Source organism: Thiocystis minor, from assembly GCF_016653465.1.
Classification (GTDB): domain Bacteria; phylum Pseudomonadota; class Gammaproteobacteria; order Chromatiales; family Chromatiaceae; genus Chromatium; species Chromatium minus.
On sequence record NZ_NHSQ01000135.1, the window covers coordinates 17806 to 32779 of the forward strand.

General features: G+C 61.7%; 14 protein-coding genes and 1 riboswitch. Of the genes, 11 read left to right on the forward strand and 3 right to left on the reverse strand.

Features of this window, described 5'->3' with window-relative positions; translation table 11 throughout:
• Nucleotides 1-38 precede the first annotated feature (38 nt).
• Nucleotides 39-578 carry a lipocalin family protein gene (locus CCR95_RS18640; RefSeq protein ID WP_201097270.1) on the forward strand — a complete coding sequence of 180 codons (540 nt, stop codon included), beginning with the start codon at nt 39-41 and terminating at the stop codon, nt 576-578.
• Nucleotides 579-585: 7 nt separating this feature from the next.
• Here CCR95_RS18640 and xrtD read toward each other — a convergent pair whose 3' ends face one another.
• The 3 genes from xrtD to thrC form a co-directional block, all read right to left on the reverse strand.
• Nucleotides 586-2235, reverse strand: coding sequence for a VPLPA-CTERM-specific exosortase XrtD (gene xrtD / locus CCR95_RS18645; protein WP_242523340.1), 1650 nt, complete (start codon nt 2233-2235; stop codon nt 586-588).
• Between the two features lie 29 nt (nt 2236-2264).
• Entirely contained in the window at nt 2265-3851 is a 1587-nt protein-coding gene (locus CCR95_RS18650) for an alpha-isopropylmalate synthase regulatory domain-containing protein (protein ID WP_201097271.1), read from the reverse strand.
• A 110-nt stretch (nt 3852-3961) separates the two neighbouring features.
• Nucleotides 3962-5365, reverse strand: a complete 1404-nt coding sequence (thrC, locus tag CCR95_RS18655) for a threonine synthase (RefSeq protein ID WP_201097272.1) — start codon at nt 5363-5365, stop codon at nt 3962-3964.
• Nucleotides 5366-5742: 377 nt separating this feature from the next.
• On the opposite strand from thrC, the gene CCR95_RS18660 reads away from it, so the two are divergent.
• The 10 genes from CCR95_RS18660 (at nt 5743) to CCR95_RS18705 (ending at nt 14770) form a co-directional block, all read left to right on the forward strand.
• Entirely contained in the window at nt 5743-6000 is a 258-nt protein-coding gene (locus CCR95_RS18660) for a DUF4212 domain-containing protein (RefSeq protein WP_201097297.1), read from the forward strand.
• 12 nt (nt 6001-6012) lie between these two features.
• On the forward strand, nt 6013-7812 hold the full coding sequence (locus CCR95_RS18665; protein WP_201097274.1) for a sodium:solute symporter family protein: 1800 nt from the start codon (nt 6013-6015) through the stop codon (nt 7810-7812).
• Between the two features lie 298 nt (nt 7813-8110).
• A riboswitch (glycine riboswitch) is annotated at nt 8111-8203 on the forward strand.
• Nucleotides 8204-8481: 278 nt separating this feature from the next.
• Nucleotides 8482-9579: a glycine cleavage system aminomethyltransferase GcvT gene (gene gcvT / locus CCR95_RS18670; protein WP_201097275.1), complete on the forward strand. Its 1098-nt coding sequence runs from the start codon at nt 8482-8484 to the stop codon at nt 9577-9579.
• A 20-nt stretch (nt 9580-9599) separates the two neighbouring features.
• On the forward strand, nt 9600-9992 hold the full coding sequence (gcvH, locus tag CCR95_RS18675) for a glycine cleavage system protein GcvH (RefSeq protein ID WP_201097277.1): 393 nt from the start codon (nt 9600-9602) through the stop codon (nt 9990-9992).
• Nucleotides 9993-10097: 105 nt separating this feature from the next.
• Nucleotides 10098-11498, forward strand: coding sequence for an aminomethyl-transferring glycine dehydrogenase subunit GcvPA (gene gcvPA, locus CCR95_RS18680; protein ID WP_201097279.1), 1401 nt, complete (start codon nt 10098-10100; stop codon nt 11496-11498).
• A gap of 22 nt (nt 11499-11520) precedes the next feature.
• On the forward strand, nt 11521-12018 hold the full coding sequence (gene tpx, locus CCR95_RS18685; protein ID WP_201097281.1) for a thiol peroxidase: 498 nt from the start codon (nt 11521-11523) through the stop codon (nt 12016-12018).
• Between the two features lie 111 nt (nt 12019-12129).
• A complete protein-coding gene (gene gcvPB / locus CCR95_RS18690; protein ID WP_201097283.1) occupies nt 12130-13605 on the forward strand; it encodes an aminomethyl-transferring glycine dehydrogenase subunit GcvPB in 1476 nt (491 codons plus the stop codon).
• Nucleotides 13592-13960, forward strand: coding sequence for a diacylglycerol kinase (locus CCR95_RS18695; protein ID WP_201097285.1), 369 nt, complete (start codon nt 13592-13594; stop codon nt 13958-13960). The genes gcvPB and CCR95_RS18695 overlap by 14 nt, the downstream gene beginning before the upstream one ends.
• A 139-nt stretch (nt 13961-14099) precedes the next feature.
• Complete coding sequence (locus tag CCR95_RS18700; protein WP_201097287.1) at nt 14100-14339, forward strand: type II toxin-antitoxin system Phd/YefM family antitoxin; 240 nt, start codon at nt 14100-14102, stop codon at nt 14337-14339.
• A 5-nt stretch (nt 14340-14344) separates the two neighbouring features.
• On the forward strand, nt 14345-14770 hold the full coding sequence (locus CCR95_RS18705) for a type II toxin-antitoxin system VapC family toxin (RefSeq protein WP_201097289.1): 426 nt from the start codon (nt 14345-14347) through the stop codon (nt 14768-14770).
• Nucleotides 14771-14974 lie beyond the last annotated feature (204 nt).

Below are 14974 nucleotides of genomic sequence, written 5' to 3' on the forward strand. Positions count from 1 at the left end.
CCGAATCACGGCTTTCATGTTTCAACCGGAGGAGTGCGATGCAACGCATCCTGGCTCTAACCATCGTCGCATTTCTGCTCGCCCTGACGAGCGCCTGTACCGAGGAAGGGGGTTCACCAATGAAGACGGTCAGTCACGTCGATCTCGAAAGCTTCATGGGCGACTGGTATGTCATCGCCAACATCCCGACCTTCATCGAGAAGGGCGCCCATAATGCCGTCGAATCCTATGCCCTGAATGACGACGGATCGATCGCAACGACCTTCACGTTCAACCAGGATGCCTTCGATGGCCCGGCGAAGACCTATCGTCCCACCGGATTCGTGCGCGATCCCTCATCGAACGCACTCTGGGGCATGCAATTCCTCTGGCCCTTCAAGGCGGATTATCGCATCGTCTGGCTGGAACCGGATTACAGCATCACCGTCATCGCCCGCGCCAAACGCGATTATGTCTGGATCATGGCCCGACAGCCCCGAATTGCCGACGACAAATACGCCGAGATTCTCAACTTCATCGGCAAGCTCGGCTACGACACCGATCAAGTCGAAAAGGTACCCCAGCACTGGCCCGAGTGAGAGGATGTCACTCCGGAACAAAGCGCTGGAGTGGCTTTTCAATGATCCTGACAAAATCGGACAAGAGGGCGTCCTTCTCCTCCAGATTGGCGCCGACAGGGACTTTCGTCGTCAATCTGACGAGAGCCCCATCGGTACGGTTCCGTGTCACGGCGTCCCAGAATAGATTCCATTTCACCAGATATTCATTGGTCATGATACGACCACGCTGCTGGAACCAATAATAAACCAGTTGACGTTCGTCTCCCATCTGAATCAAGGAGCGGTTGACGCGGACTGGCTGACCGTCAAATCCGCTCGTATCGATTTCAAGTTGAGAAAATTCCTGCATACGCCAACCGCCTCCTGGCAGACAACTTTTCGGAGAATGCACTGAAGCGCCCTTGCGCTGAGATGCATAATAGGCAACGTATAGATTGATCGCATCGCCGACCCCGTTCACGTAATCGGACAGAAGATAGTCATCGAATTTAAGCGCGTCGACATAGATCCTTTCCAACCGATCGGGTCGCCCGCGCCATTCGCCAATATCTCTTGGGAAGAAGACAAATTCAACTCGCCCGGGAATGATTTCCTCTCGCTGAGGCAATACGTATGAGACGGTCATCACCGCCAGCAGGAGTGGAAGCACCAGATAAAAGGACAAGGGTATGCTTTGCGCATGAACCCTGGCGTTCGCAGGCAGCGGATCCGGACCTTCAATGGCGAAAGCCTCCCGCAACGTTAAACGATCCCGCCCGATCTTCGCAAGCAGCCACATCTCAAGCACTAGGATCGCGGCGCAGGCCATGAAGACGATCCACCCCTCGAAATCATGGATGAACCCCTCGGCCATGCCTACTCCGCCATAATTAACAAGCACTCCGATCACGCCGATCCGAAAGCTGTTCATGAAGACGGTAATGGGTATCGTCGAGAGAAACAGCACGACCTTCTTCCACAACGCCCCCTTGAATAAAACCGCGGCAATAAAACCGAGGGCCGTCAAAGGGAAAAGATAACGCAGACCGCTGCATGCCTCGACAACCTGAAGTTGATAAGTACCGAGATCGATGACATTGCCTTCAAGGAAAACCGTGATTCCAAATAGACGAATCACCATCACCCCTAACTGAGACGAAATCAATTGCAGATCTGAGGAAAGATTATTGTAAAGAAAGCTGGGCAGGGGCACTGTAAAGAAAAGCAGAACATACGCCGGGATGATCAATCGAAAAGCACGCCAGCCCATGAACGAGAGAAGTACGCCGCCCAGGGTGATGAGAAACCCATATTGGATCACCGTATAGAGTGTGCCCAATTCTCCGGCAATATAGATAAAAAGACCGAAGAGCGTGACCAGCAGACCAATCCAACTCGCCTGAAACCGCATCTGCGCCAGCGCACTGGATTTCTGCCAAACGAAGAACGCGGATACGAGCGGAAGCATATAACCATGGCTATACTCTTCGCTCTCCCAGGCAGCGACCATGCTTTTCAATCCATCGGAAAAAATAAAGACCAGTATCCCAACTGCCGAAACAACAAGAGACCATTGCCATGGTTTTATTTTCCAAAGAACGTCGATCGCGGGCGAAGTCTGTTCCTCATTCCTTGACAGCGACATGAACATTACCTCATTGGTGATTTGAAACTGGCATTGGCGAAAAGCTTCCATCCAAAGTCAGTGACAACATTCTGATCGGCTTAACGCAAAACCTGCTCTGCCGCCGCTGGCGGGTTATCGGCAATTCGCTGTTCGCTCAGAACCCGATGCATCAGAATATTGAGCATGCGTAGCGTCGCCGCAATCGCGGCGAACACCTGGTTGGCGTGAACGCCACGAGTGCGCAGTTCGCCATGCCCGGTGTCCCAGGTAATGCTGCACTCGGTCAAGGCATCGGTACGTCCGCCTCGGGGAATCCTCACTTCGTAGTTCAGCAGCGACGGCAGAGTCAGACCGCGCCGTTTCACGACCTTCGACAGTGCACTCACGAAGGCGTCGAAGCCGCCGTTGCCGCTACCGACGGCGGTGTAGATCTCGTTGTCCAGACGCAGCCGGATACTGGCGGTCGATTCGAGATCCAGTGTCGAGGCCACCGAACAGGCCAGCAGTTCGGCGTGATTGTAATCCTGACTCTCCAGTACCTCGGCGATAATGAAGGGCAGATCCTCGGTAGTGATGCTCTTCTTGGAGTCGCCCAACTCGACGATGCGCTTGAGCACCTTGCGCTGATTCTCGTCCGACAATTCGATATCGAGACGTTCCAGATTCTTGGCGAGCGACGCCTTGCCGGCCAGCTTGCCGAGCGCATAGTTGCGCCGCCGGGCGAAGCGCTCGGGCGACAGTCGGCTGTGGTAGAGGCTGCCCTTCTTGTCCCCGTCGGCATGAATGCCGGCGGTTTGGGTGAAAACATCGGCGCCGACGATGGGCGCGTTGTCGGCGATCCGCTTGCCGGAAAAATATTCGACCAGTTCGCTGACCCGCGCTAGATGCGTCTCGTCGATCCCGATCTCGAACCCGAGTTGATCGCGTAGATTGACCGCGATCTCGGCCAGCGAGGCATTGCCGGCGCGCTCGCCCAGACAATTGACGGTGCAGTGCACCGCCGCCGCACCGGCCTGGGCCGCGGCGAGCACATTGGCGGTGGCGAGTCCGTAATCGTTGTGCGGATGGAAGTCGAATTGCAGACCGGGAAAACGCCCAACCATGTCCGAAATCGCGGCGAACACCCGTTCCGGGGTCATGACACCGAGCGTATCCGGCAGCATGAAGTGACCGATCCCGCACTCGGCGAGCCGCTCGACCAACTCGAAGACATAGGCTGGACAATCGCGGTAGCCGTTGGACCAGTCCTCCAGATAGAGGTTGACGGCCAGCCCGCGGTCCAGCGCCAGCGCGATGGTCTCGCGCACGTCGGCGACATGGCCGTCGAGCGTCTTGCCCAACTGACCGTGGCAGTGCTTTTCGCTCCCCTTGGCGAGCAGGTTGATGACCCGCCCGCCGGCGCCCTGGATCCAGTCGACGCTGAGGCCGTGATCGACGAACCCCAACACCTCGACGCGCTCCGCCAGCCCGCGTTCCTCGGCCCACTGGACGATCCGCGACACCGCGTCGGCCTCGCCGGAGGACACACGCGCCGAGGCCACCTCGATGCGGTCGACCCGCACCAGCTCCAGCAACGCCTTGGCGATATTGACCTTCTCGTCCGGCGAAAAAGACACGCCCTGAGTCTGCTCGCCGTCGCGTAGCGTGGTATCCAGAATGCGCACGTAGCGGCCAGTCTCGGTCATAACATGGATCTCATTGAAAACAGTTTGAACAATTGTCGCCCCTGGGAGCGCCACCCCTGGGAGCGCCGACTTGCAGTCGGCCCTGGGGCGTCCGGCTTGTAGCCGGACGTTCAGACATTCCCGCCCGCCAAGGCGCCAAGCGTCGCTTCGAGATGATCCTTGACGGCCCCGACCGTCGCCTCCAATTCGGCGCAACGCACCTCCTTCTCCATCAACCCCCGCAGCGCCGGCGGCGGCGGCGCCTCCTGCCCGATCGCCGCAGTCACCGCCGCGTTGAACTTGGCGGGATGGGCCGTCGCGAGACAGACGACGCCGTCCCGACCGCCAGCCGCCCGTACCCCCACCGCCGTATGCGGGCAGAGGATATAACCGCTAGCCGCGTGCGTGGCGCGGATCTGCTCCAGGGTTTCGGGATCGCTCACCGCCACGGCGTCGAAGTCCGAGCGGACCTGCACCTGCCGCTCGGGCTCGATCTCCAGCCGGCCAGTCGCTTGCAGATCGGCCAGCAATGCGCGTATCCGAGCCGTGTCCCCATCGTGCAGAAAATAGAGATAGCGCTCGAAGTTGGATGCGATCTGAATATCCATCGCCGGACTCAGGGTCTGGTACACCGTCTCCCCGACGGCGTAGACGCCAGTGTGCACGAAGCGCGTCAGGATGTCGTTCCGGTTGGTGGCGATGATCAGACGCTCGATCGGCAGCCCCATCCGCTTGGCGAGATAACCGGCGAAAACATCGCCGAAGTTGCCGGTGGGCACCGCGAAACTGACGCGCCGCGCGGGATCGCCGCCGCTGATCCGGCCCCAGGCATAAAAGTAGTAAACCGTCTGGGCTAAAATCCGCGCCCAATTGATCGAGTTGACCGCCCCGAGGCGATAGGCGGACTTGAAGGGCAGATCGTTGAACAGCGCCTTGACGATATTCTGGGCGTCGTCGAAGGTTCCGCGCACGGCGAGATTGTGCACATTGGCATCCAGCACCGTGGTCATCTGCCGTTCCTGGATCGGCGAGACCCGGCCCTTGGGGTGCAGGATGAAGATCTGGATGCGCTGCTTGCCGCGCACGCTGTCGATGGCCGCCGACCCGGTATCGCCGGAGGTCGCGCCAACGATGTTGAGCGAACCGCCGTCGCGGGCCAGCAGAGACTCGAACAGATTCCCCAGAAACTGCAACGCCACGTCCTTGAAGGCGGCGGTGGGTCCGTGGAAAAGTTCGAGAATCCGGACGCCGCCGGCGTCCACCACCGGCGTCACCTCGGGGTGCGAGAAGGTCGCGTAGGAGGCGTCGATCAGCGCGCGCAGATCCGCGCGCGGGATCTCGTCGCCGACAAAGGGCGTCATCACCTCCAGTGCCAGTTCCTGGAAGCGCAGCCCCGACCACGCACGCAAGGTGCCGGTATCGATTTGGGGAATGTCGGCGGGCACCAGTAGCCCGCCATCGGTGGCGAGCCCCATCATGACCGCGTCCGTGAAACCGACGGGGGCGATTCCGCCCCGTGTGCTCAGATAATGCATGCTGTTCTCTGTGCTGTAATAACGATCGGGTTGTCCAGGCAGCCGTCTGGCGTTTAGCCGGCCAGAGTAAAAAACCCGGCACCGATTGGCAACCGATGTCCGCGAATGATCGACCCGAAATCCATTTCATTCGCCCGCCGGCCTTTCAAGCGAACCACCGCGCCTCCCGCGTCAATGTCCCCGATCGCGTCTCGGTCATTGACAGCATGCCAAAGGTGCCCAGAGAATGCCCCGAGCCGCCACGCTGGCGGTCAACGCGAATGGAAGAATCATCACTAAGAATGGCTCATTGCCCGCCTTGCCAGCAAGGCGCAATCATCGCCCAATCAACACGCCATTCCCGCTCACTAAAAAAACCGATACGGAGTGACAACGCCATGACGCCCGATAAACGTTCGGACTACTGGAGGGCGAACCTGCGCCTCCTCACTGTCCTCTTGATCATCTGGTTCATCGTCTCGTTTGGGTTCGGTATCCTGCTCGTCGAACCGCTGAACGCCATCTCGCTCGGCGGCTATCCGCTCGGCTTCTGGTTCGCTCAACAGGGTTCGATCTACATTTTCGTCGTGCTCATCTTCGTCTATGCGGCACTGATGAGTTGGCTCGACAAAAAATTCGACGTCGAAGAAGACTAAGGAGCGCACACCATGACTGAACTTGAAATGTGGAGTTACGGCGTGGTCGGCGCGACCTTCGCGCTCTATATCGGCATCGCGATCTGGGCGCGCGCGGCGACCACCAGCGAATTCTATGTCGCCGGCGGCGGCATCCATCCGGTCGCCAACGGCATGGCCACCGCGGCCGACTGGATGTCGGCGGCTTCCTTCATCTCCATGGCCGGCATGATCGCCTTCGGCGGCTATGGCGGCTCGGTCTTTCTGATGGGCTGGACCGGCGGCTATGTGCTGCTGGCGCTCCTGCTGGCGCCGTATCTGCGCAAATTCGGCAAATTCACGGTGCCGGAATTCATCGGCGACCGCTATTACTCGCAATCCGCGCGCGTAGTGGCTGTCATCTGTCTGATTCTCGCCTCGGTCACCTATGTCATTGGCCAAATGACCGGTGTCGGCGTGGCCTTCTCCCGCTTCCTCGGCGTCTCCTACGAGATGGGCATTCTGGTCGGCATGGGCATCGTCGCCGTCTACGCGATCCTGGGCGGCATGAAAGGCATCACCTACACCCAGATCGCGCAATATATCGTGCTGATCGTCGCCTATACGGTTCCGGCCGTCTTCATCGCGCTAACCCTCACCGGTGTCGCCATCCCGCAGATCGGCCTCGGCGGAACTTACATCGGCGACGACAGCGGTCTCTCATTGCTCGCCAAGCTCGACCAGGTGGTAACCGATCTCGGTTTCAAGGAATACACCACCCAGGTCATGGGCAGTTCGCTCAACATGTTCGTCTATACCCTGTCGCTGATGATCGGCACCGCCGGTCTGCCCCACGTCATCATCCGTTTCTTCACCGTCCCCAAGGTCAAGGATGCCCGTTACTCGGCGGGCTGGGCACTGGTCTTCATCGCGCTGCTCTACACCACGGCCCCCGCGGTCGGCGCCATGGCGCGTCTGAACCTGATGGATACCATCCAGATCGGCCCAGTCGGCAGCGAGACCGGCAATCTGGTCTATGACGAGCGCCCGGAGTGGTTCAAGCGCTGGGAGACCACCGGGCTGCTCAAGTTCGAGGACAAGAACAACGACGGCCGCATTCAGTACTACAACGACGCTAATCCGGACTTTGCCGACAAGGCCGAGGAATTCGGCTGGAAAGGCAACGAGATGGTGACGGTCAACAACGACATCATGGTGCTGGCCAATCCGGAGATCGCGAATCTGCCGGCCTGGGTCATCGCGCTGGTGGTCGCCGGCGGTCTCGCCGCGGCGCTCTCCACCGCAGCCGGTCTGCTGCTGGCCATCTCCTCGTCGATCTCGCACGACCTGCTCAAGGGCGTGATGATGCCGAAGATCTCGGAGAAGAGCGAACTCATGGCCGGGCGGCTGGCCATGATCGGCGCTATCGTACTGGCCGGCTATCTGGGTCTGAATCCACCGGGATTCGCGGCCGGAACGGTCGCTATCGCCTTCGGTCTGGCGGCCTCGTCGATCTTCCCGGCGATCATGCTGGGTATCTTCTCGAAGCGGACCAATAATCTCGGGGCGATCGTCGGAATGATCACCGGCGTAACGGTGACCCTGCTGTATGTGTTCCAGCACAAGGGGATCTTCTTCGTCAAGGGCACCGAGTTCCTGATGCCCGAACTCGGGATGGGCGCCAACTGGTTCCTCGGTATCACGCCCGAGGCCTTCGGCGCGGTGGGCGCGCTGGCGAACTTCGTGGCCGCCATCCTGGTCTCCACGCTCACCGCGCCGCCTCCGGAGCACATTCAGCATCTGGTCGAGGATGTGCGGATTCCGCGAGGTTCGGGAGTCGCGACCGGCCACTAGTGCTTCACTGCTCAAGTTCCGAGACCGGGGCCTCCTCGTTGTCGTTGTCGTTGTCGTTGTCGTTGTCGTGATCGTGGTCTCGACATGGCGAATCATCGACAACGACAACGACCTGAGACGGTCTTGGGACTTTCGCGCAGTTGCATTAGACCAAATCCCCCGACCAATGCGATCGATCAGCCCCGCCCATGCGGGGCTTTTCATTGCCGCCTCGCGCAGAATCGACGCGCGCGCCGCTCATCCTGTCGATACCACGGCTGGAAATCCCGGCGTCTCGCGCTTATAGTGCGGCCTCGTGTCATGTCCCGTGGGAGAGGTCGGCGTTCCGGCGCCGACGCCGAAGGCGCAACACCGCCCGGAATCGCTCAGGCAAACGGACCGCGGGGACGACGACCGACTCTGGAGAGCGGTGCCGGCTGATGTTTCAGTCGGCGCCCACCGACGGGGCAGCGGCGGAATACGGGTTAGTCAACGGCCGTTGCCGACCGTTCGTGGTGAGCTTGTCGAACCATGAATGACCGGTGAAGGCGGCTCCCCCGGTCTCCCGTCCGCAAACTCTCAGGTTCAGGACAGAGGGGCGACGCCGCGAGCCATGAGCTTTCGGCCTCGTTTTCGTTGTCGCCGGCCGCCAGGCCGGGGCGATGCCCGACAAGTCCTGCGGAGAGTCGAATGGGATTGCGTACCCCCCTGTTTTCGGAACACGAGCGTCTCGGCGCCCGCCTCGTTCCCTTTGGCGGCTGGGACATGCCGCTGCACTACGGTTCACAGATCGAGGAGCATCACGCCGTGCGACGCGGCGCGGGCCTGTTCGATGTCTCGCACATGCGGCCCGTGGATATCGATGGTCCAGGCGCCCTGCCCTTTCTGCGTTTCCTGCTGGCGAACGATGTCGCCAGACTCCAATCCCCCGGCAAGGCGCTCTATAGCTGCATGCTCAACGCGCAGGGCGGCGTGGTCGACGATCTCATCGTCTATGCCCGCAGCCCGGATCGCTATCGCCTGGTCGTCAACGCTGGCACCGCGGACAAGGACATCGCCTGGATGACGGCTCGGTGCGCGGGCTTCGAGGTCGTCATCCAGCCTCGCGCCGATCTGGCGATGATCGCCGTGCAAGGCCCCGAGGCACGCGCCAGGGCCGAGCCGCGGCTTCCCGCTGCGGTCCGCGCGAACGCCATGCGACTTCAGCCCTTCTTCGCTGCCGAGGGCGATGGCTGGTTCGTCGGTCGCACCGGCTATACCGGCGAGGACGGTTTCGAGATCATGCTCCCAGGCGAGCAGGCCGCCGGTCTCTGGCAGGCGCTGCTGGCCGCCGGGGTGCATCCCTGCGGACTCGGCGCTCGCGATACCCTGCGCCTGGAGGCCGGCATGAACCTGTACGGTCAGGACATGGACGACACCGTCGGTCCGCTGGAATCCGGGCTGGGCTGGACCGTCGCCTGGGAGCCCGCCGAGCGTGACTTTATCGGACGCGCGGCGCTGACCGGACTGCACGATGATCCCGCGCGGCGCGCCTTCGTCGGTCTGCTGTTGACTGGACCTGGGATCATCCGCAACCATCTGAAGGTGCTGAGCAACAGCGTGGAGATGGGCGAGATCACCTCCGGCGGTTTCTCGCCGACCCTGGAGCGCTCCATCGCGTTCGCGCGGGTCGCCCCCGGATTGGGCGCGACCTGCGAGGTGGAGATTCGCGGCAAGCCGGTGTCGGCGCGCGTCGTCAAGCCGCCTTTCGTGCGCCACGGCAAGATCCTCGTCGACCGTTTAACCTAAACAGCCCGGAGAACTGAACCATGAGCAACGTCCCGAGTGACCTGAAATACACCAAATCGCACGAATGGGTGCGCGACAATGCCGACGGCACCGTCACCGTCGGCATCACCGACCACGCCCAGGAAGCCTTGGGCGACATCGTCTTCGTGGAGGCCCCGGAGTCTGGCCGCGAGGTGGATGCCGACGAAGCCACCGCCGTGGTGGAATCGGTCAAGGCCGCCTCTGACATCTACTCCCCGCTGGCCGGCGAGATCGTCGAATCCAACGACCTGCTGACCGACACCCCGGATGCCATCAATACCAGCCCTTACGATGAAGGCTGGATCTTCCGTCTCGCCCCGAGCGACATGGCCGCGCTCGACGGCCTGCTCGATGCCGCCGCCTACGAAAAGGTCGTCGAAGACGAAGCCTGATTAAACCGCGTCCAACACGCCCGGGCGTTGTTTGCGTACTGACTTCTGCCTCGCGTCAATCCACGCTCGACGTGGTTGACGCGGTTTAATACCGGATCGCCTCTTATGCCTTTTGTACCCCACACCGCCGATGACATCGCCGCGATGCTCGCGACCATTGGCGTCGATGCCATCGACGATCTGTTCGACGAGATCCCGCCCGCGTTGCGGATCGGCGAACTGGCGTCCATCCCCGCCGGGATGGCGGAGATGGACATCGCCCGTCTGATGCAGGCGCGCGCCCGCGCGGACGGTCAGCCGGTCTGCTTCATCGGCGCGGGCGCCTACGATCATCACATCCCGGCCGCGGTCTGGCAGATCGCGGCCCGCGGCGAGTTTTACAGCGCCTACACGCCCTATCAGGCCGAGGCGAGTCAGGGCACGCTGCAGGTACTCTATGAGTTCCAGTCGATGATGACCGCGCTCACCGGGCTGGATGTCTCCAATGCCTCGCTCTATGACGGCGCGTCGGCGCTGGCCGAGGCGGTGCTGATGGCGGTCCGCGCCAATCGCAAGACCAAGTCGACGAAAGTCTTGGTGCCGCGCGCGCTGCATCCGGCCTACCGGCGCACGGTGCGCGGGATCGTCGAGGCGCAGGGGATCGAGCTAGTCGAAGCCTCGTTTGACCCCACGCGCGGCCAAACGACGGTCGAGCAACTGGAGGCCAGCGTCGGCGGCGATGAATTCGCCGCCGTGATCGTCAACCAGCCCAATTTTTTCGGCGTGCTCGAAGACGTGGACGCCCTGACCAACTGGGCGCATGCCCGCCACGCACTGGTCATCGCCGTCGTCAACCCGATCGCCCTAGCGTTGCTCTCGCCGCCCGGCGACTGGGGCGGCGCGGGCGCGGATATCGCCTGCGGCGAGGCCCAACCGCTCGGGATGCCGCTCTCCTCGGGCGGACCCTATGCAGGCTTCCTCTGCTGCAAGCAGGAATTCGTGCGCCAGTTGCCCGGTCGCATCGCCGGACGGACCTTGGATCTGGACGGCAAGCCCGGTTTCGCCCTGACGCTTCAGGCGCGCGAGCAGCATATCCGGCGCGGCAAGGCGACTTCCAATATCTGTACCAATCAGGGACTTTTGGTCACGGCGGCGACCATCCACCTCGCTATCCTCGGGGCCGAGGGTCTGGAACGGGTCGCGGCCACCTGTCACGCCAACACCCGGAAGCTCGCCGACCTGCTGTGCGAGATCCCCGGCGTCGAACCCCTGTTCGACCGGCCTGTCTTTCACGAACAGACGCTGCGTCTGCCCGCGCCAACCGCCGATCTGCTGCGCTCGCTGGCGGCGCACAATGTATTGGGCGGATTCGATCTGAGTCCGGACTACCCCGAATTGGGCCAAGCCCTCTTGATTTGCGCGACCGAACTCCGCACGGAAGAGGAGATGCGCGGCTATGCCGACAAGCTAGCGCGCATCGTCGCCACCCGGACCCAGGCAAAATGCCCGGTCGAACCGAAATTCTGAACCCACCAACCCGGAGACTCACATGGCCCAAACCGCACTCCAAGGCAACCCCGTCAACCTCAGCGGCGACCTGCCCGCCATCGGCGGCACGGCCCCCGACTTCAAGCTGGTCGACAAAGATCTGGCCGACAAAACGCTTGCCGATTTCGCCGGCAAGAAGAAGCTGCTGAACATCGTGCCCAGTCTGGACACCCCGGTCTGCGCGACCTCCACCAAGAAATTCAACGCCGCCATCGCCGGAAAGGCCGATGCCGTCGCGCTAGTGATCTCGGCCGATTTGCCCTTCGCGATGGGCCGTTTCTGCGGTGCCGAGGGAATCGAGAACGTCATCGGTCTGTCGATGATGCGCTCGCGCAACTTCGCCAAAGACTATGGCGTGCTGATCGAGGACGGCCCGCTCGCCGGCATCACCGCCCGTGCGGTTGTCGTCCTGGATGCGGACAATAAGGTGGTCTACACCCAACTGGTGCCCGAGATCACCGAGGAACCGGATTACGACGCGGCCCTAGCCGCCCTGTAGCCCCATCGGTAGGATGGGCAAAGCGAAGCGTGCCCATCTTCAAACCTCGGAGCGTAAAGGATGGGCACGCTTCGCTTTGCCCATCCTACGTATTGGATAACCCCTATCGCCATGCTGATCCACGACCAATCCCGCCCCGGCCGCCGGGCCACCGCCCAGGCGCCGCTGCATTCGCTTGCGGCGACCGATATCCCCGAGGGGCTGCGCCGACGCGTGCCTCCGAAGCTGCCGGAGGTCTCCGAGATGCAGGCGGTGCGTCACTACACCCGGTTGTCGCAGAAGAACTTCTCGATCGACACCCATTTCTACCCGCTCGGCTCCTGCACCATGAAGTACAACCCGCGGGCCTGTCACAGTCTCGCCTCGCTGCCAGGCTTCCTCACCCGCCACCCGCTGGCGCCGGACAGCCACGGCCAGGGCGTTCTCGCCTGTCTCCACGAGCTTCAGGAAATGCTCAAAGAGATCACCGGCATGCACGCGGTCTCGCTGGCCCCCTCCGCTGGCGCCCAGGGCGAATTCGCCGGGGTCGCCATGATTCGCGCCTATCACCAGGCGCGCGGCGATCATGCACGCACCGAAATCTTGGTCCCCGATGCCGCGCATGGCACCAACCCCGCCTCGGCGGCGATGTGCGGTTTCAAGGTCCGCGAGATTCCCACCGGCGCCGATGGCGATGTCGATCTCGCGGCGCTGAACGCGGCGGTCGGCCCCCAGACCGCCGGCATCATGCTCACCAATCCGAGCACGGTCGGCGTCTTCGACCGGAACATCCAGGCCATCGCCCGCACGGTGCATGCCGCCGGCGGTCTGCTCTATTACGATGGGGCCAATCTCAACGCCATCCTCGGCAAGGTTCGGCCGGGCGACATGGGTTTCGATGTCATCCACATGAATCTGCACAAGACCTTTTCCACCCCACATGGCGGCGGCGGTCCGGGCGCGGGTCCGGTCGGCGTCTCGCAGCGGCTGGAGCCCTATCTGCCGGTTCCGCTGGTCGCTTTCGATGGGGACGACTACCGCTGGCTGGCGGAAGACGAACGCCCCGACAGCATCGGTCGGCTGACCGCGTTCGGCGGCAACATGGGCATCCTGCTGCGGGCCTATGTCTACGCCCGCATGCTGGGCCGCGAGGGCATGGGACGGGTCGCCGACTTCGCCACCCTGAACGCCAACTATCTGATGGCACGCTTGAAATCGGCCGGTTTCGAGGCCGCCTATCCAGAGCGTCGCGCCAGTCACGAATTCATCGTCACGCTCAAGCGCGAGTCGAAAGAATTGGGCGTCAACGCCATGGATTTCGCCAAGCGTCTACTCGATTACGGCTATCACGCCCCGACCACCTATTTTCCGCTGCTGGTGCCCGAGTGTCTGCTGATCGAGCCCACCGAAACCGAAACCAAGGAGGAACTGGACGGCTTCATCGAGGCCCTGATCGCGATCCGCCGCGAGGCCGTTGAAGACCCGGAGAAACTCAAGGGCGCGCCCTATACCCTGCCGGTTCGCCGGCTCGACGACGTGCGCGCGGCCCGTCTGCTGGATCTAGCCTGGAAGCCTGGGTCAAACGAGGTCCAAGATGGCCAACAATAACGCCAAGGGCTGGCGCCGTGTGATCCATGCCTTTGGCTATTCGATGAAAGGACTGAAGGCCTGTTTTGAGTTGGAGGAAGCCTTTCGCCAGGAGGTCTTTCTGCTGATCCCCCTGGTTCCGCTGGCGCTGTGGCTCGGCGAAACGCCGGTGGAGCGGGCGATTCTGGTCGGTAGTCTGCTGATCGTGCCGATCGTGGAACTGCTGAACTCGGCCATCGAGGCCAACGTCGACCGCGTCGGCCTGGAGCGTCACGAGTTATCCGGACGGGCCAAGGACATCGCCTCCGCGGCGGTCTTTTCCAGCATCGCCTTTTGTCTGGTGAACTGGGGGCTGATCCTGATCCCGAAACTCTAATCGTCATTTCCCCGCAAGCTTCCGAGTGTCCATTCGCGATCCGTTCAAGCGGGCCTCTACATGGATATATCGGCGAGGCTGTCGCGCACCCGATAAAATCGACTAAAATCTGACCATGTTAGTCATATCGAGTAAAGACATGGAGCAGATACAGATTGCTCAGGCCAAGGCCCACTTTTCGGAATTGCTTGAGCGTGTCGAGGCTGGCGAGGAAATCGTCATTACCCGGCGGAGTAAGCCGATTGCCCGACTGATCCCGGAACGAACGCATCCCCGCACGGCGGCCGACGTGCTGCAGACGGCTTGGGCGCTTAACGGTTTCACGTTCGATGACATCCCGGAACTGCCCATAGATGCCGATGAGATCGCATTGGATTGATCCGCATGAGCTACCTGCTGGACACCAATATCCTTATCGCCCTCAGTAAACCGGTGCGCAACCCGGCACTGGCACTTTGGCTACAGCGGTGCCCGGCCAGCGATCTCGTGCTGTCCTCCGTGGTGCTGGCCGAGATCGAATACGGGATCGCCAAAAGCGCACGCCAGGCACACAACCGCCAGGTGTTCGACGAGATCATCGCGGGCTTTCAGGTCGCGAACTTCGATCAGGCGGCGTCCCGCTGTTATGGGCCGCTACGCGCCGAACTAGAGCGACGTGGCCAGCTGATCGGCCCCAATGATCTGATGATCGCCGCCCACGCGCTGGCGCTCGATCTCACGCTCGTGACCGATAACACCGATGAGTTCTCGCGCGTCGCTGGCCTGCGGGTGGAGAACTGGGTGCGGCAGACGCCAGCGAGATCACCCTAAGCTAACCCAAGTTTAACGCCTCAGATTATTTCTCTTTTAAGATCATCCGCTTACAGCGGAAAAAATCGCTCAGTGGCACTACATTCGTGAAATTTTGTGAAACCGGACGATTCAGACAATCATTTTCTGTATCCCTCCCGGGCTGGGATCGCTGCCCAGCGCCTGGATGATCGCCAGCTGCGCCGGCTCGGCGCGGGTCGCCTT